At 68.5% G+C, this 24,448-nt stretch carries 21 protein-coding genes; all 21 read left to right on the forward strand.

Annotated features, from left to right (window positions below; translation table 11 throughout):
• Position 1 precedes the first annotated feature (1 nt).
• The 21 genes from alaS (at position 2) to rpoZ (ending at position 24,406) form a co-directional block, all read left to right on the forward strand.
• Positions 2–2,662: an alanine--tRNA ligase gene (gene alaS, locus ASD13_RS08305; protein WP_055868077.1), complete on the forward strand. Its 2,661-nt coding sequence runs from the start codon at positions 2–4 to the stop codon at positions 2,660–2,662.
• The gene (ruvX, locus tag ASD13_RS08310; RefSeq protein WP_055868080.1) at positions 2,659–3,132 is read left to right on the forward strand and encodes a Holliday junction resolvase RuvX; all 474 of its coding nucleotides are present in this window, start codon (positions 2,659–2,661) and stop codon (positions 3,130–3,132) included. The genes alaS and ruvX overlap by 4 nt, the downstream gene beginning before the upstream one ends.
• Before the next feature lie 2 nt (positions 3,133–3,134).
• The gene (gene mltG, locus ASD13_RS08315) at positions 3,135–4,652 is read left to right on the forward strand and encodes an endolytic transglycosylase MltG (RefSeq protein ID WP_055868083.1); all 1,518 of its coding nucleotides are present in this window, start codon (positions 3,135–3,137) and stop codon (positions 4,650–4,652) included.
• The gene (locus tag ASD13_RS08320; RefSeq protein WP_055868085.1) at positions 4,639–5,469 is read left to right on the forward strand and encodes a shikimate dehydrogenase family protein; all 831 of its coding nucleotides are present in this window, start codon (positions 4,639–4,641) and stop codon (positions 5,467–5,469) included. Before mltG ends, ASD13_RS08320 begins: the two co-directional genes overlap by 14 nt.
• A gap of 64 nt (positions 5,470–5,533) precedes the next feature.
• Positions 5,534–6,763 carry a chorismate synthase gene (gene aroC, locus ASD13_RS08325; RefSeq protein WP_055868088.1) on the forward strand — a complete coding sequence of 410 codons (1,230 nt, stop codon included), beginning with the start codon at positions 5,534–5,536 and terminating at the stop codon, positions 6,761–6,763.
• A complete protein-coding gene (locus ASD13_RS08330) occupies positions 6,747–7,265 on the forward strand; it encodes a shikimate kinase (protein ID WP_055868091.1) in 519 nt (172 codons plus the stop codon). The genes aroC and ASD13_RS08330 overlap by 17 nt, the downstream gene beginning before the upstream one ends.
• Entirely contained in the window at positions 7,262–8,350 is a 1,089-nt protein-coding gene (gene aroB, locus ASD13_RS08335; RefSeq protein ID WP_055868093.1) for a 3-dehydroquinate synthase, read from the forward strand. Before ASD13_RS08330 ends, aroB begins: the two co-directional genes overlap by 4 nt.
• Complete coding sequence (gene aroQ, locus ASD13_RS08340; RefSeq protein ID WP_055868096.1) at positions 8,347–8,784, forward strand: type II 3-dehydroquinate dehydratase; 438 nt, start codon at positions 8,347–8,349, stop codon at positions 8,782–8,784. Before aroB ends, aroQ begins: the two co-directional genes overlap by 4 nt.
• 55 nt (positions 8,785–8,839) lie before the next feature.
• Positions 8,840–9,400, forward strand: a complete 561-nt coding sequence (gene efp / locus ASD13_RS08345) for an elongation factor P (protein WP_017830556.1) — start codon at positions 8,840–8,842, stop codon at positions 9,398–9,400.
• A gap of 3 nt (positions 9,401–9,403) precedes the next feature.
• The gene (nusB, locus tag ASD13_RS08350; protein ID WP_055868103.1) at positions 9,404–9,814 is read left to right on the forward strand and encodes a transcription antitermination factor NusB; all 411 of its coding nucleotides are present in this window, start codon (positions 9,404–9,406) and stop codon (positions 9,812–9,814) included.
• A gap of 62 nt (positions 9,815–9,876) precedes the next feature.
• Entirely contained in the window at positions 9,877–12,834 is a 2,958-nt protein-coding gene (locus ASD13_RS08355) for a DEAD/DEAH box helicase (RefSeq protein WP_055868106.1), read from the forward strand.
• 81 nt (positions 12,835–12,915) lie between these two features.
• Complete coding sequence (locus ASD13_RS08360; RefSeq protein ID WP_055868110.1) at positions 12,916–14,493, forward strand: Rieske 2Fe-2S domain-containing protein; 1,578 nt, start codon at positions 12,916–12,918, stop codon at positions 14,491–14,493.
• An 82-nt stretch (positions 14,494–14,575) separates the two neighbouring features.
• The gene (gene pyrR, locus ASD13_RS08365; protein ID WP_017830560.1) at positions 14,576–15,106 is read left to right on the forward strand and encodes a bifunctional pyr operon transcriptional regulator/uracil phosphoribosyltransferase PyrR; all 531 of its coding nucleotides are present in this window, start codon (positions 14,576–14,578) and stop codon (positions 15,104–15,106) included.
• A complete protein-coding gene (locus ASD13_RS08370) occupies positions 15,103–16,068 on the forward strand; it encodes an aspartate carbamoyltransferase catalytic subunit (protein WP_017830561.1) in 966 nt (321 codons plus the stop codon). The genes pyrR and ASD13_RS08370 overlap by 4 nt, the downstream gene beginning before the upstream one ends.
• On the forward strand, positions 16,065–17,369 hold the full coding sequence (locus ASD13_RS08375) for a dihydroorotase (RefSeq protein ID WP_055868113.1): 1,305 nt from the start codon (positions 16,065–16,067) through the stop codon (positions 17,367–17,369). The genes ASD13_RS08370 and ASD13_RS08375 overlap by 4 nt, the downstream gene beginning before the upstream one ends.
• On the forward strand, positions 17,366–17,878 hold the full coding sequence (locus ASD13_RS08380; protein ID WP_055868115.1) for a PH-like domain-containing protein: 513 nt from the start codon (positions 17,366–17,368) through the stop codon (positions 17,876–17,878). The genes ASD13_RS08375 and ASD13_RS08380 overlap by 4 nt, the downstream gene beginning before the upstream one ends.
• A complete protein-coding gene (gene carA, locus ASD13_RS08385) occupies positions 17,875–19,053 on the forward strand; it encodes a glutamine-hydrolyzing carbamoyl-phosphate synthase small subunit (RefSeq protein WP_055868118.1) in 1,179 nt (392 codons plus the stop codon). Before ASD13_RS08380 ends, carA begins: the two co-directional genes overlap by 4 nt.
• Positions 19,053–22,340, forward strand: coding sequence for a carbamoyl-phosphate synthase large subunit (gene carB / locus ASD13_RS08390; protein ID WP_055868121.1), 3,288 nt, complete (start codon positions 19,053–19,055; stop codon positions 22,338–22,340). Before carA ends, carB begins: the two co-directional genes overlap by 1 nt.
• Entirely contained in the window at positions 22,337–23,182 is an 846-nt protein-coding gene (pyrF, locus tag ASD13_RS08395; RefSeq protein ID WP_055868123.1) for an orotidine-5'-phosphate decarboxylase, read from the forward strand. Before carB ends, pyrF begins: the two co-directional genes overlap by 4 nt.
• Positions 23,175–24,086: a guanylate kinase gene (gene gmk, locus ASD13_RS08400; protein WP_017830567.1), complete on the forward strand. Its 912-nt coding sequence runs from the start codon at positions 23,175–23,177 to the stop codon at positions 24,084–24,086. Before pyrF ends, gmk begins: the two co-directional genes overlap by 8 nt.
• A gap of 65 nt (positions 24,087–24,151) precedes the next feature.
• On the forward strand, positions 24,152–24,406 hold the full coding sequence (gene rpoZ / locus ASD13_RS08405) for a DNA-directed RNA polymerase subunit omega (protein WP_017204385.1): 255 nt from the start codon (positions 24,152–24,154) through the stop codon (positions 24,404–24,406).
• Positions 24,407–24,448: the final 42 nt, after the last annotated feature.

Here is a 24,448-nt window from a genome sequence, read left to right on the forward strand (position 1 = left end):
CATGAAAACTGCGGAGATCGCGCAGCGTTACCTCGACTTCTTCGAGAAGAACGACCACCTCATCGTCCCCTCTGCCTCCCTGGTCAGCGACGACCCGTCTCTGCTGTTCACGGTGGCCGGAATGGTGCCGATGATCCCGTACCTCACCGGCGTCGTGCCCGCGCCTCATCCGCGCATCGCCGACGTGCAGAAGTGCATCCGCACCAACGACATCGAAGAGGTGGGGCGCACGGCGCGCCACGGCACGTTCTTCCAGATGCTGGGCAACTGGTCGTTCGGCGACTACTTCAAGGAAGGCGCGATCCGGTACGCCTGGGAGCTGCTCACCAGCTCCGAGTCGGACGGCGGCCTCGGTTTCGATGAGAAGGACCTCTGGGTCACGGTCTATGAGACCGACGACGAGGCTGAAGCGATCTGGCGCGACATCATCGGTTTGAAGCCCGAGCGCATCCAGCGCCTCGGACGCGCGGACAACTACTGGAACACCGGCCAGCCCGGGCCCGGCGGTCCCGACTCGGAGATCTTCTTCGACCGCGGTCCCGCCTATGGCAAGGACGGCGGTCCCGCCGTCGACGACTCGAGGTTCCTGGAGATCTGGAACCTCGTGTTCATGCAGGACTTCATCGAGAACATCCGCGGCAAGACGGAGTTCGACATCGTCGGTGAGCTGCCGATGAAGAACATCGACACCGGCATGGGGCTCGAGCGCGTCGCGTTCATCAAGCAGGGCGTCGAGAACATGTACGAGTCGGACCAGGTGCGTCCGGTGCTCGACCGCGCGATCGAGCTGTCCGGCCGCTCCTACGGCGCCCAGCACGAGGACGACGTGCGCTTCCGCGTGGTCGCCGACCATGTGCGCTCCTCGCTCATGCTCCTCTCCGATGGCGTGCGCCCCTCCAATGAAGGACGCGGGTACATCCTGCGCCGTCTGATGCGCCGCACGGTCAGGGCGATGCGTCTGCTCGGCGTCGACGAGCCCGTGTTCCCCGAGCTGTTCGCCGCCTCGCGCGACGCGATGAAGTCGGCGTACCCGGTGCTCGAGAAGGACTGGTCCGTCCTGTCGTCGTCCGCCTTCGCCGAGGAGGAGACGTTCCGTCGCACTCTCGTCGCCGGTTCGACGATCCTCGACCTCGCGCTCGACGAGACCAGGAAGGGCGGCGGGAAGACGCTCAGCGGACCCGAGGCCTTCCTGCTGCACGACACCTACGGCTTCCCGATCGACCTCACCCTCGAGGTCGCGGAGGAAGCGGGCCTCGATGTCGACCGTGCCGCTTTCGACACGCTCATGCAGGAGCAGCGCCAGCGTGCCAAGGACGACGCCCGCAACCGCAAGCGGCAGCTCGCCGACGTGTCGGTCTACCGTGAGCTGCGTGCCCTGGGCGAGACCGGATTCGACGGCTACACCGCGCTGGAGGTCGAGTCGCGTGTGCTCGGGCTCCTCGTCGACGGTGCTCCGGTGCGCAGTGCATCCGAGGGCCAGATCGCCGAGGTCGTGCTCGCCGAGACGACGCTGTACGCGGAGTCCGGTGGACAGGTGGCCGACAAGGGCACCATCGTCGGTCCCGGTTACGCGCTCGAGGTGATCGATGTGCAGAAGCCGGTGCCCGGCCTGATCAGCCACACCGTCGAGGTCACGCGCGGAACCGTCGCCGTCGATGACATCGCCACGACGGTCGTGGACGCCGCGAACCGTCGTGCCGCGCGTCAGGCGCACTCGGCCACGCACCTCGTGCACGCCGCGCTCCGCGACACGCTCGGTCCGACCGCAACGCAGGCGGGCTCTTTGAACCGCGCCGGCTACATGCGCTTCGACTTCTCCTGGTCGCAGGCCCTCTCGGCCGACACCCGCAGCGAGATCGAGGAGATCACGAACCGCGCGGTGCAGGAATCCCTCGAGGTGACGACGCGCATCGTCTCGCTCGACGAGGCCAAGGAAGCCGGAGCCATGGCTCTGTTCGGCGAGAAGTACGGCGACGTCGTGCGCATGGTCGACATCGGCGGTCCCTGGTCGCGAGAGCTCTGCGCCGGCACGCACGTGAGCACGAGCGCGGAGATCGGTCTGGTGAGCCTGGTCGGAGAGTCCTCCGTCGGAGCCTCCAACCGACGTATCGAGGCGCTCGTCGGTGCCGACGCCTTCCGTGAGCTGGCGGCCGAGCGGGCGATCGTCTCGCAGCTCACCAGCTCGCTGAAGACCCCGCGTGAGCAGCTTCCCGAGCGCATCGCCGATCTCACGGCGAGCCTGAAGGCGGCGGAGAAGCGCATCGCGCAGTTCGAGGCGAAGGAGCGCGCCGGCCAGGTTCCCTCCATCGTCGAGGCGGCGACGCGCGTCGGGGCGTTCCGCCTCGCGGCGCAGAACCTCGGCGATGTCGCCTCCGCGGATGATGTGCGCGACCTCGTGAACGGCGTCCGCGATCGTCTGGGTTCGGATGCTGCGGTCGTGGCATTGGGGGCCGTGGTCAACGGTCGCCCGGTCGTGGTCGTGGCGACCAACGATGCGGCACGTGCGGCGGGCGCGAAGGCAGGGGCGCTGGCGAAGCGCGCCGCAGGTGTGCTCGGTGGCGGTGGCGGCGGTCGCGACGACGTCGCGCAGGGTGGTGGCGCGGATGCCGCGGCCCTTCCCGCGGCGCTCGAGGCCATCTCACAGGAGCTGCACAGCGCGTGAGCGGCTTCCGCCGCGGTGTGCGGCTCGGCATCGATGTCGGCAGGGCGAGAGTCGGTGTCGCACGCTGCGATCCTGACGGGATGCTCGCCGTCCCGGTCGAGACCGTGCCGCGGGATGACGCATCGATCGATCGCCTCGTGCAGATCGCGGGGGAGTACGACCCCCTGGAATTCGTGGTCGGCCTCCCCGTGAACATGCAGGGTGCCGACACGGCATCGACCACGGACGCGCGGGAGTTCGCCGCTGCCCTTCACATGAGAAGCGGCGTTCCCGTGCGGCTGGTGGACGAGCGTCTCAGCACCGTGAGCGCCCACGCCGCTCTGCGTAGCTCGGGGAGATCTCAGAAGAACTCTCGTAGCATTGTGGATCAGGTCGCCGCCGTGGTGCTTCTGCAGCAGGCGATCGACATGGAGAAGAGCACCGGAAACCCGGCCGGTGCCACCATCTCGCCCGACGAGGAGCACGCCTGACGATGTCTGAACGCGACAGCGCCACCCCCCGGAACGACCCCGATTCCCGCCTGGGCGACCTGTTCGAGAATCTGCCCGATCCCACGAGACAGATCCCGACCGTCGACACCAGCGCCCCCGCGCCGGGGTCGCGCCGCGCCGCTCGTGAGGCCGCTGCCGGCGAGGGGAGCGCGACACCGGCCAGGGGAACGGACGGCACACCCGCTGAGCCTTCGCCCGTTCCGGTGCGTGCCTCGGCCGACGACGCGGTCGCCTCGGATGCGGAGGGTCCCTCTCCGACTCCGGTGCGCGCATCGGCCGACGCCGCAGACACCCCGACCCGCGCCGTGCCGCAGGTCGCGCCCGCTGTCATGCCGGCGCCCGCGACCGATGCGCCGGAACCGGTGATCGGCGGAGGACTCGACGATCTCTTCGCTCCGCACGACGACCACGTCCAGGCGAAGCCGAAGAAGAAGAAGCGCCGCAAGGGATGCCTGATCGCACTGATCATCGTGCTCGCGGTCTTCGGCGGTATCGCCGCAGGTGGCGCCTGGGCATGGAGCACCTACGGTGACAAGATCAGCGACGCCCTGGGGTGGGGCGAGTCGAAGGACTACGAGCCGGGCCTCGCGAACGGTGAGGCTCTCGTCACCATCAAGCAGGGCGACACGGGTGGGCCGGTGTCCACCGCGCTCTACGAAGCCGGTGTGACCAAGACCGAAGACGTCTTCTACGACTACATCGTCGACGAGAACCTCGCGGTCACGTTCTATCCGGGCGTGTACCGCCTGCAGAAGAAGATGACGGCGGAGGCCGCGCTCGCGGCGCTCAAGGACGATGCCAACAAGATGGCGAACGCCGTCTCGGTCGCCGAGGGCGGCACGATCGTGTCGTCGCTGCCCGACATGGCGGAGACTCTCGGGCTTCCGCTGGCCGACTTCGAGGCGGCCGTCCAGGACCCCATGGCCTATGGCGTGGACGCGCCGAGCCTGGAGGGCTGGCTCTTCCCCGCGGTGTACGAGTTCGATCCGGGAGTCACCGCGCCCCAGGTCATCCAGCGCATGGTCGATCGCACCCGCGAGTCGCTGAGTGCAGCCGGTGTGCCCGATGCCGATGCCGAACGCATCCTCACCATCGCCTCCATCATCCAGCGCGAGGGGCGTCTCGAGGACTTCCCGAAGGTGTCGCGGGTCATCCAGAACCGTCTCGACATCGACATGAAGCTGCAGATGGACTCCACCGCGCAGTACGGGTACGGATCCCTGCACGAAGGCGTCGTGTCGAGCTCCAAGGAAGCGCTCGAAGACGACAACGACTGGAACACCTACGTGCGCACCGGTCTTCCCGCGACACCGATCGCCAGCCCGAGCGATGCCGCCATCAAGGCGGCGATGCAGCCCGCAGAAGGTCCGTGGCTGTACTTCGTCACGATCAACCTCGCGACCGGGGAGACGCTGTTCACCCAGACGCTGGCCGAGCACGAGCAGGGGATCGAGAAGTGGCGCGAGTGGTGCCGGGCGAACCCCGATGGCGGCTGCTGAGACGGTGACGCGCTCTCGATTGGCGGTCTGGGGCGACCCGATCGCGCATTCCAAGTCCCCGGATCTGCATGCCGCCGCCTACCGCGTGCTCGGACTCGACTGGGAGTACGGACGACGCCAGGTGTCGGCCGACGACTTCGCGCCGGTGTTCGCTCAGCTCGACGACACCTGGCGCGGTCTCTCGCTGACGATGCCGCTGAAGGAACAGGCATTCCGTGCCGCGGCGACGCGGGATCGTCACGCGGAGCTCACCGGTGCCGTCAACACGCTGCTGATGGGGGAGCACCCCGCCGGGTTCAACACCGACGTGGGCGGGATCGTCGACGCCCTCGCCGAAGCGCAGGTCACCGACGTCGACCGCGTGCGGATACTCGGCGCCGGGGCCACCGCAGCGTCGGCGCTGGTCGCCGCCTCCGAGATCGGCGCGACACGCGCCGATGTGCGGGCGCGGCGTCCTGCGCCCGCGGCCGCACTGGCGGAGCTGGGGGAGAGGCTCGGCATGGTCGTCGATGTCCGCTCCTTCGACGCGCCGTCGGAGACCGTCGAGCTGACCTTGGCGACCCTGCCCAGCGGAACCACGCTCCCCGCCGACACGGCGACGGTACTCGCTGCACAGGGTGGGGTGCTCTTCGACGCCGCCTACGCACCGTGGCCGTCTGCCCTCGCAGCGCGATGGGCCGACGGCGCCACGATCTCCGGGCTCGGGATGCTGCTGCACCAGGCGGTGCGCCAGATCCGTATCTTCCTGCACGGCGATCCGGGTGCCGAACTACCGGATGAGGCCGCCGTGATCGCGGCGATGCGCGCCGCCATCTGACTCGATCGGCGTCGACGACGAAACGCGGCGCGGCGGGGGTGCGAACCCGTGGGAGACTGGAGCAATGCTCCGCGTGCTCACGGCCGGCGAATCGCACGGCCCAGAACTCATCGCCGTCATGGAGGGTCTGCCCTCCGGCGTCCCTGTGTCCTCCGAGGCCATCCAGGCCGACCTCGCTCGCCGCAAGCTCGGCTACGGCCGTGGTTCGCGGATGAAGTTCGAGCAGGACGAGCTGACGATCTCCGGCGGTGTGCGCCACGGCAAGAGCCTCGGCAGCCCGATCGCCCTGCGCATCGGCAACACCGAGTGGCCGAAGTGGATCGAGGTCATGAACCCCGAGCCGGTCGAGCTCACCGACAGGTCCCGCGGACGCAGCGCTCCTCTCACGCGCCCGCGCCCGGGGCACGCCGACCTCGTGGGCATGCAGAAGTACGACTTCGACGAGGCGCGTCCGATCCTCGAGCGTGCGAGCGCCCGTGAGACGGCGGCTCGCGTGGCTCTCGGCGCGATCGCCCGCTCGTTCCTCGGCGAACTCGGCATCCGTCTCGTCAGCCACACCCTCTCGATCGGTCCGGTACGCGTGCCCGAAGGCTCGCCTCTGCCCACCCCGGACGACGTGGACGCGCTCGACGCCGATCCGTTGCGCTGCTTCGACGCAGCCACCTCTGCACTGATGGTCGCCGAGGTCGACGATGCGAAGAAGGACGGCGACACGCTCGGTGGCATCGTCGAGGTTCTCGCCTACGGGCTGCCCCCGGGGCTCGGCTCGCACGTGCACTGGGACCGCCGCCTCGACGCACGTCTCGCGCAAGCGCTCATGAGCATCCAGGCGATCAAGGGCGTCGAGGTCGGCGACGGCTTCGAGACCACGCGTCGTCGCGGTTCGGCGGCGCACGACGAGCTCTTCGCCACCGCCGACGGCATCACCCGCGGCTCCGACAGGGCCGGCGGGACCGAGGGCGGCATGTCGACCGGCACCGTGCTGCGTGTGCGCGCCGGGATGAAGCCGATCGCCACCGTCCCGCATGCCCTGCGCACGATCGACGTCGCGACCGGAGACGACGCCACGGCCCACCACCAGCGCTCCGACGTGTGCGCCGTGCCGGCAGCCGGCGTCGTCGCCGAAGCGATGGTCGCGGTCGAGCTGGCCAACGCCGTGCTGGAGAAGTTCGGCGGCGACAGCATCCGCGAGACGCGTCGCAATCTCGACGGCTACCTGGCCGGCATCCCGGCCGAGCTGCGCACGACCCCTGCGTCCGAGGCGGCGCTCATCGCGCATGACGAGCGCGGCTGATCCGCTGACGCTGGTGCTGGTGGGCCCGATGGCCGCCGGCAAGACCAGCGTCGGAAGACGCGTCGCGCGTCGGCTCGGCGTCGCCTTCATCGACACCGACAAGCGCATCGTCGCCGCGCACGGGCCGATCCCCGCCATCTTCGAGGAGCACGGGGAGGCGCATTTCCGCGCCCTCGAGTGCTCCGCCGTCGCCGAGGCGCTGTCCGAGGGCGGAGTGATCTCCCTCGGCGGTGGTGCCGTGACGGAGGCGGCCACGCGAGATCTGCTCGCGGAGCATCCGGTCGTGTTCCTGACCGTCAGTCCCGATGCGGTCGCCGACCGGCTGCGCGGCAGCAATCGCCCGCTGCTGGCGGGAGAGGATCCGCTGGAGCGGTGGAAGAAGATCTTCGAGGAGCGTCGGGGGTGGTACGCCGAGGTGTCATCGGCGACCTTCGACACCTCACGTCGTCCGATGCAGAAGATCGCGGACGAGATCGTGGCATGGAGGAGAGAGCAGCGATGAGCACGACGACCATCAACGTCACCGGAAACGACGCCTACGACATCACGATCGGACGGGGGATCCTCGACCGGGTCTCCGCCGCCGTCGCGCCGGGGGTGCGCAAGATCCTCGTCGTGCACCCGCCGACGCTCGCCGCACGAGCCGCGGAACTGCGCGATCGTCTTCTCGCCGACACCTCCGACGGGCCGCGCGATGTGCTGCTCGCCGAGATCCCGGATGCGGAGCAGGGCAAACGCATCGAAGTCGCGGCCTTCTGCTGGCAGGTCATGGGCCAGGCTGATTTCACACGCAGCGACGCGGTCATCGGATACGGCGGCGGCTCTGTCACCGATCTCGCCGGTTTCGTGGCGGCCACCTGGCTCCGCGGCGTGCAGCTCATCCAGGTGCCGACCACGGTGCTCGGACTCGTCGACGCCGCCGTCGGAGGCAAGACCGGGGTGAACACGGCGGAGGGCAAGAACCTCGTCGGCGCATTCTGGGCGCCGCGTGCGGTGATCGGCGACCTCGACGAGCTCGCCAGCCTGAGCCCGAACGAGGCGACGGCGGGCTTCGCCGAGGTCGTGAAGGCCGGGTTCATCTGGGCGCCGGAGATCCTCGACATCATCGAAGCAGACCCTGCTCGCGCTGTGGACCCCACGACCGAGGAGTTCCGTCGCGCCATCGAGCTCGCGATCGACATGAAGGCCAAGGTCGTGTCCGACGACTTCCGCGAGGCCGGCCTTCGCGAGATCCTCAACTACGGCCATACACTCGGCCACGCGATCGAGCACGCCGAGAGGTACCGCTGGCGTCACGGCGCCGCCATCTCGGTCGGGATGCTGTACGCCGCAGAGCTCTCCCGCCTCGCCGGCCGATTGTCCGACGAGGCCGCCGAGCGCCACCGCACCGTCCTCGAGTCCTTGGGACTTCCCACCTCGTACCGTGCCGGTGCCTGGCCGCAGCTGCTCGCCACGATGCAGCGCGACAAGAAGAGCCGCGGCGGGATGCTGCGCTTCATCCTGCTCGACGACATCGCCAAGCCCACCGTGCTGCAGGCTCCGGATGAGTCGCTGCTGTTCGCGGCCTACCAGGAGGTCGGGGAGTGAACCGGCGGATCCTCCTCGTCAACGGGCCGAACCTGAATCTCCTCGGCACCCGCGAGCCCGAGGTGTACGGCACCGCGACGCTCGCAGACGTGGAACGGATCACCGGTACGGCGGCGGCCGAGCTCGGCTTCGAGGTGCGTGCAGTGCAGAGCAATCACGAAGGGGTGCTGATCGACGCGATCCACGCCGCGCGGGACGACTGCGCGGCCATCGTGATCAACCCCGGGGGACTCACCCACACCTCGGTGGTGCTCCGCGACGCGCTCACCGGAGTGTCGCTGCCGTTCGCCGAGGTGCACATCTCCGACGTCTACGCACGGGAGCAGTTCCGCCACCACTCGTACCTCGACGACGTCGCCGCCGTGCGCGTCGTCGGGCGCGGTGTCGACGGCTACGCGGACGCCGTGCGACAGCTCGCAGCACTCATCCCTTAGAATCGACTGTCGGTCTCGTCCGACCCCGCAGACACACGAACGGAACTCGCAGCGCATGGCATCTACCGCAGACATCAAGAACGGCGTCGTCCTCAGCATCGACGGGCAGCTCTGGAGCGTCATCGAGTTCCAGCACGTCAAGCCCGGCAAGGGTGGTGCCTTCGTGCGCACCAAGCTGAAGAACGTCGTCTCGGGCAAGACCGTCGACCGCACCTACAACGCCGGCGCGAAGATCGAGATCGAGAACGTCGACCGCCGCGACTACACGTACCTGTACACCGACGGTGACGGCTACGTCTTCATGGACCAGACCGACTTCGACCAGATCACCGTCGGCGCTGCGACGGTCGGCGACGCGAAGCACTTCCTGCTCGAGAACCAGCAGGTGACGATCGCGATGAACAACGGCAACCCGCTGTACATCGACCTTCCCGCGTCCGTGATCCTCGAGGTCACCTACACCGAGCCGGGCCTGCAGGGCGACCGCTCCTCGGCCGGCACCAAGCCCGCCACACTCGAGACCGGCTACGAGATCCAGGTGCCGCTGTTCCTCGAGACCGGCACCAAGGTTAAGGTCGACACCCGCACGGGTGACTACCTCGGCCGCGAGAAGTAAGGCGTGGGCGCCCGGACGAAGGCGCGCAAGCGCGCTCTCGACATTCTCTTCTCCGCCGATGTGCGCGGTGACGATCTCGCCGTGACGCTCGCCGCCGAGGCCAAGCGCGCCGCGAGCGAGCCCGCGCGTGAGGCCTCCTGGCTCTATGCGCGCGAGATCGTCGACGGCATCATCGACTCCCGTGACGAGATCGACGAGCAGATCACGACGCACAGCAGGGACTGGAAGCTGGAGCGGATGCCCGCGGTGGACCGCGCGCTGCTGCGCATCGCGGTGTGGGAGATCCTTTACAACGACGAGGTTCCGACCGCGGTCGCGATCGATGAGGCCGTCGAACTCGCGAAGGAGTTCTCGACTGACGACTCCGGTGCGTTCGTACACGGTGTCCTCGCACGGGTGGCCCGCTCCGCCTGATCCGTCCGAGACGGGGCACTGTCGGCGGTGTGATTGTCGGCGGTGCCGGAGAGGATGGCAGCATGTCCCTCTCCCGTGATCCGTCCCCTCCGGAGGGATCGGCGGCGGATTGGCGGAGCATCCTCGGTTCCGCGCGCGATGACGCCGACACGGCGCTCGCGCTCGGCGTCGAGCTCCGTGTGCGCGATGGTCGCGGGGCCAACCCGTGGGCCTCGCGTCCGCAGCGCACGGCGACCGCCCGCGACGTCGCGAAGCGCACGGGCGAGATCCTGCTCGGCATCCGCCCGCTCGAGCGGAGCGCGTCGACCGGTGCCTGGGTTCAGGGCGCGGCCACGTGGGACGCGGTGCGCCGTTCCCCCACGCAGTACGGGCGCGATCGCTCGCGGTGGTTCGCTGACCTGCTCAGCATCGCTCGCGACACGCTGCTGTCGGGCACGGCCGGTGATTGGCTGGTCGCCGATCTGATCGAGTCCGGGCTCTTCTGGGGGCATCTGCGCGCCGGCGCGGAGGTTGGCATCCCCCTCGTCGCCACGCAGAAGAGCACCACTGTCGTGCTCGCCGGCGACGCCGCGATCCGGGCGACGGTCGGGAGAGACGACGGGGGCGGGATCGTCGTGCGTCCCGACATCACGATCGATGGTCGCGGTGCAGAGCCCTTCGCCGTCCAGACGATCGGCCACAGCGGCGTGTACGAGATCGCGCAACAGGGGAGCAGCATCCGGGTCACCCTTGCCGAGGTGCCGATCAGCGAGCCCGTCCATGCCCTTCTCGCCGCCAGGACCGGGCTGGCGGTGCCGGCCAGTGACGAGGCCGCCTTCTTCCGTGATGCGTATCCGCTGCTCGCGCGCCGCATCGAGGTGCGCCCTGTCGGCCGGATCGAGCTGCCGGCGCTGCCCGCACCCCGAGCGGTGATCACGCTGTCCTTCCGCCGCGGCGACACGGTCACCTACACCCTCGAGTGGGAGTATCCCGGGTTCGGGCGGGTGCCGTTCTCTCCCAGCGGCGACGCGGTGCGCGACATCGCGGCCGAGGATGCGCTCCGGGACACGCTGCGGTCCGTCTGGAGAGAGCACCTGGGCGAGGAGCTCACCGCGACCGGCTCCTTCCACGACGTCGCCGCCGCCGAGTTCGTCACCCGTACGGTGCCCGCGCTCGAGGCCGAGGGCGTCACGGTCAGCGTCGAGGGCCGTCGCAAGAGCTACCACGAGCTCACGGGCGAGCCGGAGATCACCGTCTCGACCGTCGAGAGCAGCGATCCCGACTGGTTCGATCTGGGGATCCTGGTCAAGATCGACGGGCGCACCATCCCGTTCGAGCCGCTGTTCACGGCGCTCAGCAAGGGGCGCAAGAAGCTCCTCCTGGTCGACGGCAGCTACTTCTCGCTGAATCACCGTGCGCTCGATCGCCTCCGGGAACTGATCGACGAGTCCGGCGCGCTCGACGAGTGGGAGACCGGTCCGCGGATCAGTCGGTACCAGACCGATCTCTGGGAGGAGTTCGAAGACCTCGCCGATGAGGCGATCCCCGCCGTCTCGTGGCGTGCGACCGCCGACGGTCTGCGCGCGGCCACCTCGGTGCCCCCGGTCGCTGTGCCGTCGGGCATCACGGCCGAACTCCGCCCCTATCAGAAGGAGGGTCTCGACTGGCTCGCCTTCCTGTGGAGCCATCGCCTGGGAGGCATCCTCGCCGACGACATGGGGCTCGGCAAGACGCTCCAGCTCCTGGCCCTCATCGTGCATGCGCGAGAGGCGGGGGAGCGGCGACCCTTCCTCGCCGTCGTGCCGACATCGGTCCTCGCCACCTGGCGCAGCGAGGCCGAGCGCTTCGCGCCCACGCTCCGGGTGCGGCTCCGCGGAAACACCCAGGGTCCCTCGGTCGACTCCAGCATCCGCGACGTCGATCTCCTCATCACCACCTATGCCGTCGCCCGGCTCGACGAGGCCGAGTACGCGCGCGTCGAGTGGGCCGGACTCCTCCTGGACGAGGCGCAGTTCGTCAAGAACCCGGCGACCAAGCTGCACCGCGCCATCGCCTCGTTCCGCGCGGATGTGACGTTCGCGGTCACCGGAACGCCGATGGAGAACAGCCTGAGCGAGCTGTGGGCGCTGTTGAAGCTCACCGCTCCCGGTCTCTTCGCCTCGGCGCGGAAGTTCCGCGAGCTGTACATCCAACCCATCGAGCAGGGGAAGGTCCCCGAGAACGAGGAGGGCGGCGCCTACCGTCAGCGTCGCCTCGAGCAGCTTCGTCGGCGGATCCGGCCGCTGCTGCTGCGACGCACGAAGGAGCTCGTGGCACCCGACCTGCCGGCGAAGCAGGAGCAGATCCTCGAGGTCGAGCTCAGCTCCTCCCACCGGGCGCTCTACGACGTCGTGCTGCAGCGCGAACGGCAGAAGGTGCTCGGCCTGCTGGAAGATCTCGACCGCAACCGCTTCATCGTGTTCCGATCGCTCACCCTGATGCGCATGCTCAGCCTGGCCCCGGGGCTCATCGACGCCGCGGATGCGAAGATCGGCTCGCGCAAGCTCGATGTGCTGCTCGAGCGCGTGATCGAGTTGCAGGCCGAAGGGCATCGCGCGCTCGTGTTCAGCCAGTTCACGTCGTTCCTCGACCTCGCCGCGGCCCGCCTCGACGCCGCCGGCATCCCCTACGCGCACCTGGACGGGTCGACGCGCCACCGCCAGAAGGTCGTCGAGAGCTTCACATCGGGAGTGCAACCGGTCTTCCTGATCAGCCTCAAGGCCGGCGGATTCGGCCTCACCCTGACCGAGGCCGACTACGTCTTCCTGCTCGATCCGTGGTGGAATCCGGCGGCCGAGGCGCAGGCCGTCGATCGCACGCACCGCATCGGTCAGGACAGCCAGGTGTTCGTCTACCGGATGATCTCCACCGGCACGATCGAGGAGAAGGTGCTCGACCTGCAGCGCCGCAAAGCGCGGCTGTTCACGGCCGTGCTCGACGATGAGGCGCTGTTCGCACAGTCGCTCTCCGCCGACGACATCCGTGGCCTGTTCGAGAGCTGACCGGATTACTCACGGCCGGGTCGACCGGGCGCACAGGGAGCCGTCGGTACAATCGAACGGTTCACTTTCGGGAGGAATGCAATGCGGATCACGGGACTCGGCCACGCCGGGATGTTCATCGAGACGGTCGGCGGGAACATCATCTGCGACCCGGTCCTCGGACCCTCGTTCTACGGATCCTGGTTCCCGTTCCCCGACAACCGCGGTCTGGACTGGGAGCGCTTCGGACGCGAGGCCGATTTCCTCTGGATCTCGCACCGGCACCGCGACCACTTCGACCCGCGGCTCCTGGAGCGCTACATCCGCAAGGACATCGAGGTGCTGCTTCCGGAGTATCCGACCGACGACCTCGAGAAGGACATCCGCGCCCTCGGCTACACGAACATCACCTACGCTCCTGCCGGCCAGGTGATCCAGCGCGGTGAGCTCAAGATGATGATCACGCCGCTGCGCGCGCCCAGCGACGGCCCCATCGGCGACTCCTCCCTGAGCGTCGACGACGGCACCGGCTCGATGCTGAACCAGAACGACTCGCACCCGCTCGACCTCGAGAAGCTGCTCGACTTCGGCAAGCCCGACGCCTACTTCACCCAGGTGTCCGGTGCGATCTGGTGGCCCATGGTCTACGACCTGCCGCTGGACGCCAAGCAGAACTTCGCCCGGCTCAAGCGCGAGGCGCAGAACAAGCGCGCGATGTACTACATCGAGAAGGTCGATGCCCCACACGTCTTCCCGATGGCAGGGCCCCCCATGTTCCTGCGCGACGACCTGTTCGACTTCAACGGTCTCGGCAAGAACGGCGAGTCGATCTTCACGGACCAGAAGCAGTTCCTCGCGCACATGAAGGAGCTCGCGCCGCGGTACGACGGTCAGCTCTTCATCCCCGGCACGGTCGTCACGATCGACGGGGGAGAGGTCACGAGTGAGCAGACGCTCTACACCGAGGCCGAGATCGCGCACATCTTCGATGAGAAGTGGGAGTACCTCGAGGAACAGCGCGCGAGCCGACAGCAGGAGATCCGCGACGAGGAGGCGTCTCGTGCCGAGATCATCCCGCCCGCAGAGATGCTCGAGGCGATCAAGACCTGGTGGGAACCGCTGCTGAAGAAGTCCCGCACCATCCGGCTCGGTGTCGGCGGTTGCGTGCGCTTCCGCATCGGCGAGCTCGACATGGTGGTCGACTTCCCCCGCGCGAAGGTCCGCGAGTACGCGGGCGAGGAGTGCGTGTACTGGTACACGATCCCCGCCGACCTGGTCTCGACGAACATCGTCGATCACGAGATCGACTGGTCCAACTCGATCTTCCTCTCGATGCAGTTCTCGGTGGGCCGCAGCGGCAAGTTCAACGAGTTCCTCACCACGTTCCTCAAGTGCCTCTCGGTCGATCGGATCGAGTACGTGGAGAACTGGTACCAGGAGCAGACCGACCAGACCGAAGATACCGAGATCGGCGACTGGGTCGTTCAGCGCCGCTGCCCGCACCTGCGCGCCGACCTCACCCGCACGGGCACGGTCGACGAGGACGGGATCCTCACGTGCAGCATGCACGACTGGAAGTGGGATCTGAAGACCGGCCGCTGCCTCTCCACCGCCGGCCACCCGATCCGCTCGTCGAAGATCGACGAGGTCACCGATCCGGTCCTGCAGGAAGCGAGCTGATCCGCCGGAGCTCGCGCTCCGATAGACTTTCGTCACAAGCAACCTTTAACACCGTCCTGTGAGGCGGAGAAGGGAGCGGCCGATGAGCATGCGCACTGTGCTGCACGAAGCCGACATCTCACGAGCGCTGACCCGTATCGCGCACGAGATCCTCGAATCCAATCGAGGTGCCGAGAACCTCGTCCTGCTGGGCATTCCGACCCGCGGCGTCACTCTCGCCCATCGCCTCGGCCTGCTGATCAGCGAGATCGCGCAGCAGTCCGTCCCGGTCGGCGCGCTCGATGTCACGCTCTTCCGCGACGACCTCGCCAAGCACCCGACGCGTTCCCCGCGGCCCACCGAGATCCCGGTGGGCGGAATCGACGGCAAGACGGTCGTGCTCGTCGATGACGTGCTCTTCTCCGGCCGCAGCATCCGTGCCGCTCTCGACGCCATCCAGTCGATCGGACGCCCCGCCGTCGTTCGCCTGGCGATCCTCGTCGACCGCGGACACCGCGAGCTCCCGATCCGCCCGGACTTCATCGGCAAGAACATCCCCTCCGCCCGCACCGAGCGGGTCAACGTGCGCCTCTTCGAGAACGACGGGGCCGAGGAGGTGACGATCGGCGAATGAGACACCTCCTCGACACCCGCACCCTCGATCGGGCGACTGCCCTGCGCATCCTCGATGTCGCCGAGGACATGTCCGACACGCAGTCGCGTGAGGTCAAGAAGCTCCCGACGCTGCGCGGCAAGACCGTGGTGAACCTCTTCTTCGAGGATTCGACACGCACCCGCATCTCGTTCGAGGCCGCCGCCAAGCGCCTCTCCGCCGATGTCATCAACTTCGCGGCGAAGGGTTCCAGCGTCTCGAAGGGCGAGAGCCTGAAGGACACCGCGCAGACGCTCGAGGCCATCGGCGCCGACGCGGTCGTGGTCCGCCACCCCGGATCCGGCGCCCCGCAGACGCTCGCCACCAGCGGCTGGATCTCCGCCGGCGTCGTCAACGCCGGAGACGGCACGCACGAGCACCCGACGCAGGCCCTGCTCGACGCCTTCACCATCCGCAAGCGCCGCTTCGGCGCCGAGAGCCGCGGTCGCGATCTGAGCGGACTGCGGGTCGTGATCGTCGGCGACGTGCTGCATTCGCGGGTCGCCCGCTCCAACGTCTGGCTGCTCACCACGCTCGGAGCAGAGGTCACCCTGGTCGCGCCGCCGACCTTGGTTCCCCAGAACGTGTCGCTCTGGCCGGTCCGCGTGGTCTACGACCTCGATGAGGCTCTGGCCGAGGACCCGGACGCGGTGATGATGCTGCGCATCCAGCTGGAACGCATGAACGCCGCATATTTCCCGACTGAGCGGGAGTATTCCCGTCGATGGGGTCTGGACGCACGGCGTGTGGCCGGTCTTCCGGCAGGTAGCATTGTCATGCACCCCGGACCCATGAACCGGGGACTGGAGATCTCCTCCGAAGCTGCCGATTCCCCCCGCTCGACGGTGCTGGAACAGGTCACGAACGGGGTCTCCGTCCGCATGGCGGTGCTGTACCTGCTGCTGGCAGGAGAACGAGACGACGAACGAGGGGGAGACCTGTGAACGAGACCCTCGTCATCACCGGTGCACAGCTGCTCGGTGCCGAGAGCGCCGACATCATGATCGAAGACGGCCGGATCGCCGAGATCGGCACCGGGCTCACGCGCTCCGGCGCGCGCGTCATCGACGCGGCAGGGCTGGTCGCCCTTCCGGGCCTCGTCGACCTGCACACGCATCTGCGCGAGCCCGGCTACGAGGCTTCCGAGACGATCCTCACGGGAACGAGGGCGGCGGCTGCCGGTGGCTTCACCGCTGTGTTCGCGATGCCCAACACCTCGCCGGTCGCCGACACCGCCGGCGTCGTCGAGCAGGAGCTCGCGCTCGGCGAAGCGGCCGGCTACGCCACGGTGCAGCCCATCGGCGCCGTGACGGTCGGGCAGAAGGGCGAGCGCCTCGCCGAGCTGGGAGCGATGGCCACGTCCCGCGCACAGGTCCGCGTCTTCAGCGACGACGGCTTCTGCGTGTTCGATCCGCTCATCATGCGCCGCGCGCTGGAGTACGTGAAGTCGTTCGACGGCGTCATCGCCCAGCATGCGCAGGACCCCCGCCTCACCGAGGGCGCGCAGATGAACGAGGGCACGGTCTCGGCCGAGCTCGGCCTGGCCGGATGGCCCGCCGTCGCCGAGGAGTCGATCATCGCCCGCGACGTGCTGCTGGCCGAGCACGTCGGGTCGCGGCTGCACGTGTGCCACCTCTCGACCGCGGGCTCGGTGGACATCATCCGCTGGGCCAAGAAGCGCGGCATCAACGTCACCGCCGAGGTCACCCCTCACCACCTGCTCCTCACCGACGAGCTCGTGCGCGGGTACGACGCGCGCTACAAGGTCAATCCTCCGCTGCGTAGGGAAGAGGATGTGCTCGCCGTGCGCGAGGGCCTCGCCGACGGCACGATCGACATCGTCGCCACCGACCATGCGCCGCACCCGAGCGAGCACAAGGCGTGCGAGTGGCAGGCCGCGGCGAACGGCATGGTGGGGCTGGAGAGCGCCCTGCGCGTCGTGCACCAGTCGATGGTGCAGACCGGGCTTCTCGAGTGGTCGGACATCGCGCGGGTGATGAGCGCAGCACCGGCACGGATCGGGCGACTGGCAGGTCACGGCACGCCGCTCGAGGTCGGTCAGCCCGCCCAGATCACGCTCTACGACGCCTCGGTCGACGGCGTGTTCACGGAAGCCGACCTCCATGGTCGGAGCGTGAACTCGCCCTACCTCGGCCGCGACCTCCCCGGACGCGTGCAGTACACGATCCACGGCGGTGTCCTCACCGTCGACGGCGGAAGCGTCGTCGAGGAGCTTCGCGCATGAGCGCTCGGGACCTCGCCGTCGCGATCACGATCGCGGTCGCGCTCCTGGTGCTGCTGGTGATGCTCCTGGCCTGGCGACGACGAATCCGCCGCGACTCCGTGTTCACGGCCCCGCTGGGGGTTCCGGAGCACGCGGAGGTCTTCCGCCGCGACGAGGTGCTCTACGTGTCGACGACACGGCACGAGCAGCCGCTCGAGCGTCTCGCGGTGTCGCCTCTCGCGTACCGGGCCCGTGGTGAGCTGGCGGTCACGGATCGCGGCATCGCCCTCTGCCTCGATGGCGCGCCGACGGTCTTCCTCGCGAACGACCGCCTCGTCGCGGTCGACCGCGCCACGGTCACGATCGACCGCGTCGTGGAGCCCGGCGGCCTCGTGCGCCTCGCCTGGAGCATCGACGACGAGACGGTCGTCGACAGCTATCTGCGCCTCGCCACCGGCGACCCTCAGAACCTCATCTCCGACCTGCAGCGGCTCGTCCCCGCCGCCCCCGACACAGGAGCAACGTCATGACCCTTTCGACATCCTCCGGGCAGGCCTCCGCGGCCCAGCTCCCCGATCCCGCCGTCCTGGTCCTGGAAGACGGCACCCGACACATCGGACGCGCCTACGGCGCGCGCGGTCGTACACTGGGCGAAGTCGTCTTCGCGACCGGCATGTCCGGATACCAGGAGACCATCACCGATCCCTCCTACGCGGGGCAGATCGTCCTGCAGACGGCACCGCACATCGGCAACACCGGCATGAACGATGAAGATGCCGAATCGCGCCGCATCTGGGTCGCCGGCTACATCGTGCGCGACCCTTCGCGCGTCGTGTCCAACTGGCGGGCGAACGCCTCGCTCGACGACGTGCTCGTCGAGGACGGAGTCGTCGGCATCAGCGGCATCGACACCCGTTCGATCACCCGGCACATCCGCTCGGCCGGCTCCATGCGCGGGGGGATCTTCTCCGGGGCGGATGCGGCGCTCGACCCGCAGGAGCAGGTGCGCATCGTCCGCGAAGCTCCCGAGATGGCCGGACGCAATCTGTCCGCCGAGGTCTCGGTCGACGTCGCGACCGTGACGACCGCCATGGGTGAGCGCATCGGCAACCTCGCCGTGCTCGATCTCGGTGTGAAGCAGGCGACGATCGACAACCTCGCCGCCCGCGGCTTCGAGGTGCATGTGCTGCCGCAGAACGTGACGATCGACGATATCCGCGCGGTCGATCCCGTCGCGGTGTTCTACTCGAACGGTCCCGGCGACCCCGCGGCCTCCGGTGATCACGTCGAGCTGCTGCGCTCTGTGCTCGATGCGGGGCTGCCGTTCTTCGGGATCTGCTTCGGCAACCAGCTGCTCGGGCGCGCCCTGGGCCTCGGCACCTACAAGCTGCCGTTCGGGCACCGCGGCATCAACCAGCCGGTGCTGGACAAGCAGACCGGCAGGGTCGAGATCACGGCGCACAACCACGGCTTCGCGGTCGAGGCTCCGATCGAGGGCACCTTCGACAGCCCGAACGGCTACGGCAAGGTCGAGGTCAGCCACGTCGGCCTCAACGACAACGTGGTCGAGGGACTCCGCGCCCTCGACATCCCCGCCTTCTCGGTGCAGTACCACCCCGAGGCCGCAGCAGGCCCGCACGACGCCAACTACCTCTTCGACAGGTTCCGCGACCTCGTCATCGCAAGCCAGAAGGACTCCAAGTAATGCCCAAGCGCGACGACATCAATTCCGTCCTCGTCATCGGCTCCGGCCCGATCGTCATCGGTCAGGCGTGCGAGTTCGACTACTCCGGCACCCAGGCGTGCCGCGTGCTGCGCGAGGAGGGCGTCCGGGTCATCCTGGTCAACTCCAACCCGGCCACGATCATGACCGATCCCGACTTCGCCGATGCGACCTACATCGAGCCGATCACGTGGCAGGTGATCGAGACGATCATCGCCAAGGAGCGGCCCGACGCGATCCTGCCGACGCTCGGCGGGCAGACCGCGCTGAACGCCGCGATCGAGCTGCACAACCACGGCATCCTCGAGAAGTACGACGTCGAGCTCATCGGCGCCAGCTTCGAGGCGATCAACAAGGGCGAGGATCGTCAGATCTTCAAGCAGCTGGTCCTCGATGCGGGGGCCGACGTGGCGGACTCGCGCATCGCGCACACGATGGATGAGGTGCTGGCGGCCGCCGATGAGCTCGGCTACCCGATGGTGGTCCGTCCGAGCTTCACGATGGGGGGCCTCGGCTCCGGATTCGCGTACGACGAGGAGGATCTGCGGCGCATCGCCGGCGCGGGCCTGCGCGACTCGCCCACCACCGAGGTGCTCCTGGAGGAGTCCATCCTCGGCTGGAAGGAGTACGAGCTCGAGCTCATGCGCGACACGGCCGACAACACCGTCGTCGTCTGCTCGATCGAGAACGTCGACCCCGTCGGCGTGCACACGGGCGACTCGATCACGGTCGCTCCCGCGCTCACCCTCACCGACCGCGAGTACCAGAAGATGCGCGACATCGGCATCGACATCATCCGCGCCGTCGGCGTCGACACCGGCGGTTGCAACATCCAGTTCGCGGTGGACCCGACCAACGGTCGCATCATCGTCATCGAGATGAACCCGCGCGTCTCGCGCTCCAGCGCTCTGGCGTCCAAGGCCACCGGATTCCCGATCGCCAAGCTCGCCGCCAAGCTGGCCCTGGGCTACCGTCTCGACGAGATCCCGAACGACATCACGGGTGTCACGCCGGCGAGCTTCGAGCCGACGCTCGACTACGTCGTCGTGAAGGTTCCGCGCTTCGCGTTCGAGAAGTTCCCGGCCGCCGACGCGACGCTGACCACGACCATGAAGTCCGTGGGCGAGGCCATGGCGATCGGCCGTAACTACGCGACTGCCCTGCAGAAGGCGCTCCGCTCGCTGGAGAAGCGCGGATCGAGCTTCCACTGGGGCGCCGAGGAGCGCTCGGTGGAGGAGCTTCTCGAGATCTCGAAGGTTCCGACGGACGGCCGGATCGTGACGCTGCAGCAGGCGCTGCGCAAGGGCGCGACGGTCGAGCAGGCCTTCGACGCGACGGCGATCGACCCGTGGTTCCTCGACCAGATCGTGCTGATCAACGAGGTCGCCGAGATCGTGCGCACCGCGTCCGAGCTCGACGCGGCGACTCTTCGCTACGCCAAGGAGCACGGCTTCTCCGACGCGCAGCTCGCCGAGCTCCGCGGCATCTCCGAAGCGGAGGTCAGGGGCGTGCGTCACGGCCTCGGCATCCGCCCGGTGTACAAGACGGTCGACACCTGCGCCGGCGAGTTCCCCGCCCTCACCCCGTACCACTACTCGAGCTACGACTTCGAGACCGAGGTCGCGCCGTCGGATCGCACCAAGGTGGTCATCATCGGCTCCGGACCGAACCGCATCGGCCAGGGCGTCGAGTTCGACTACTCGTGCGTGCACGCGTCGTTCGCGCTGTCGGATGCCGGGTTCGAGACCGTCATGGTCAACTGCAACCCGGAGACGGTCTCGACCGACTACGACACCTCCGACCGCCTGTACTTCGAGCCGCTGACGCTCGAGGACGTGCTGGAGGTGCTCGACGCCGAAGCCGCGAGCGGCACCATCCTCGGTGTCGTGTGCCAGCTCGGCGGGCAGACGCCGCTCGGACTCGCGAAGGGCATCGAGGCCGCCGGTTACACCGTTCTCGGAACCAGCCCCGAGGCGATCGACCTGGCGGAGGAACGCGAGCTCTTCTCCCGCCTGCTCGATGACGCAGGTCTCGTCGCGCCGCGCAACGGCACCGCGATTGATGTCGAAGGCGCCGTACGTATCGCCGAGGAGATCGGCTACCCGGTGCTGGTGCGTCCGAGCTTCGTGCTCGGCGGCCGCGGCATGGAGATCGTCTACGACACCGCGTCGCTGCGCGACTACTTCGTGCGCACCGCGGGGGAGGTCGTCATCGAGGAGGGCAAGCCCCTTCTCGTCGATCGCTTCCTCGACGACGCGATCGAGCTCGACGTCGACGCGCTCTACGACGGAACCGACCTGTACATCGGCGGCGTCATGGAGCACCTCGAAGAGGCCGGCATCCACTCGGGCGACTCCAGCTGCACGCTGCCGCCGGTCTCGCTCGGCCGCACCGACGTCGACCGGGTGCGCGAGGCCACACTCGCGATCGCCGAGGGCGTGGGAGTGCGTGGACTGCTCAACGTGCAGTTCGCCATCAGCGCCGGAGTGCTCTACGTGATCGAGGCGAACCCGCGTGCGAGCCGCACCGTGCCGTTCGTGTCGAAGGCGCTCGGCATCCCCATGGCCAAGGCGGCGAGCCGCGTGATGACCGGTTCCACGATCGCGGAGCTGCGCGCGGAGGGCCTGCTTCCCGAGCAGGACGGCTCCCGCGTCCCGCTCGACGCACCGGTGTCGGTCAAGGAGGCCGTGCTCCCGTTCAAGCGGTTCCGCACCGCCGACGGCAAGACGGTCGACTCCGTGCTCGGACCGGAGATGCGCTCCACCGGTGAGGTCATGGGCATCGACCGCGACTTCCCGACAGCGTTCGCGAAGAGCCAGGCGGCGGCCTATGGCGGCATGCCCACGTCGGGAACCGTGTTCATCTCGGTCGCCGACTCGGACAAGCGTGCGGTCATCCTGCCCGCGCACCGCCTGCAGCAGCTCGGCTTCACGATCGTCGCGACCGAGGGCACAGCCGAGATCCTCTCGCGCAACGGCATCGCCGTCACCGTCGTCGAGAAGTACAGTGCGACGCAGGAGTCCGGGGCCAAGAACATCGTCGACCTCATCAACGAGGGCGCGATCGACATCGTCGTGAACACTCCGTCCGGCGGCGCCGCTCGCGCCGACGGCTACGAGATCCGCGCCGCAGCGGTGGCCGCCGACAAGGCCCTGTTCACCACGATGGCCGTGCTCGGTGCCGCCGTGAGCGGAATGGACGCCGCCCACGAGGGTTTCCAGGTGAAGAGCCTCCAGGAGTACGCGCTGGACCGGAAGGCGGCGCTGTGAGCGAACGCTTCGGCGAGCGGGTGCGCTCCGCCCTCCGGGCGAAGGGACCGCTCTGCGTCGGCATCGATCCCCACGCCGCGCTGCTCGCGGCGTGGGGGTTGAGCGACGACGCGCAGGGGGTCCGCGAGTTCGGCCTGCGCACGGTCGAGGCAGCCGCAGGGAAGGTCGCCGTCGCGAAGCCGCAGGTGTCGTTCTTCGAGCGCTTCGGCTCTCGAGGCATCGCGGCGCTCGAAGATGTTCTCGCCGCTGCGCGCGCTGCAGGACTGATCGTGATCGCCGACGCCAAGCGGGGCGACATCGGATCGACGATGGACGACTACGCGCGTGCGTGGCTCACGCCGGGTTCGCCGCTGGAGGCCGATGCCCTCACCGTGAGCCCGTTCCTCGGGGTGGGTGCTCTCGACGGGACTTTCGCCGTGGCCGAGAAGAACGGAAAGGGCCTGTTCGTGCTGGCGGCGACCAGCAACTCCGAGGCGGAAGGGCTGCAGCGGTCCACGGACTCCGCCGGCATCACGGTGTCGGCAGCGGTCATCTCCGAGGTCTCGGCGCGCAACGCCGAGTCGTCTGCCGCGGGGGAGTGGGGGAGCTTCGGATTCGTCATCGGCGCCACCGTCGACTGGACCAGGGCCGGTATCGAGCCGTTCACGCCGGCAGCACCGATCCTTGCTCCCGGTTTCGGTGCACAGGGAGCCACGCCGGCTGATCTCCGCCCGCGTTTCGGGACGATGTCGGCAGCGGTGATCGCGAGTGAGAGCCGCAGCATCCTCTCCGCCGGTCCGGCCGATCTGATGGAGGCCATCTCCGCACGCGCGGCCGAGTATCGCGAGGTGGCCGGTGTCTGACGCACAGCGCACGGTCCCCGAGGTCGACAGGGCTGCAGCGGCGCGCCGCGCCGTGGAGCGTCGCCGCGCCAGGGCCTCGGTCAAGCGCGACCTCACGATGCGCGTGGTGACACCGCAGGCCGTTCTTCATCGTGCGAGCGCCGACGCCGATTCGGTGGAGGGCTCGATGCGCATCACCGACTTCCTGCTGGCACTTCCCGCGATCGGCGCTGGCAAGCGCGACCGGGTGCTCGAGGAGCTGCACATCTCGCCGGTCAAGCGTCTCGGTGGGCTCGGCGCGCGCCAGCGCCGGGTGCTGGAGTCGTGGCTCGACTCGCGCTTCCCGGTGCCGACGCCTCGTGGTGCCCGGAGCCGGCTGCTGGTCCTGGCAGGGCCCACCGCCGTGGGCAAGGGCACGGTCGCCGCGCACATCCGTGAGCACAACCCGGAGATCCACCTGTCGGTCTCGGCGACGACCAGGCCCCCGCGCCCGGGCGAGATCGACGGCGTGCACTACTACTTCGTCGACGACGCGGAGTTCGACCGGCTCATCGCCGACGACGAACTGCTCGAGTACGCCGTGGTGCACAACCGCTCCCGGTACGGCACGCCGCGCGCGCCGATCGATGCCGCGCTGGCCGAGGGCAAGACGGTCCTGCTCGAGATCGACCTGCAGGGTGCGCGCCAGGTGCGTCGCGCCGAACCCGCCGCGACGCTGATCTTCCTGCTGCCTCCGAGCTGGGATGAACTCGTCCATCGGCTGGTCGGACGAGGCACCGAAGACGCCGAGGAGAGGGCCAGGCGACTGCGCACCGCGAAGGTCGAACTCGCCGCTCAGAACGAGTTCGATCACCTCATCGTGAACGAGGACGTCGCCACGGCGGCTCGCGAGGTCGTAGAATTGTCTACAAGCTCTGCGCGCTGATCGTCTTCGCGCGCCTTTCGCACCGTCTTCGCGACGATCCCGTCGCCTGATCAGGAGGTCTCACCATGGCCGGACACAACAACGGCATCATCGATCCCCCCATCGACAACCTGCTCGACCGCGTCGACTCGAAGTACGAGCTCGTCATCTACGCCGCCAAGCGCGCGCGTCAGATCAACGACTACTACTCCGACCTGCACGAGGGAAACCTCTTCGACAACGTCGGCCCGCTCGTGGACTCCTCGGTCGAGGACAAGCCGCTCACCATCGCGCTGCACGAGATCAACGAGGACAAGCTCCGCCTTCGTCACGCAGAGTGATATTCGAGACCGCGCCTCCCGTACGTCGGAGGCGCGGTCCAG

Source organism: Microbacterium sp. Root1433D1, from assembly GCF_001426835.1.
In the GTDB taxonomy this organism is placed as follows: domain Bacteria; phylum Actinomycetota; class Actinomycetes; order Actinomycetales; family Microbacteriaceae; genus Microbacterium; species Microbacterium maritypicum.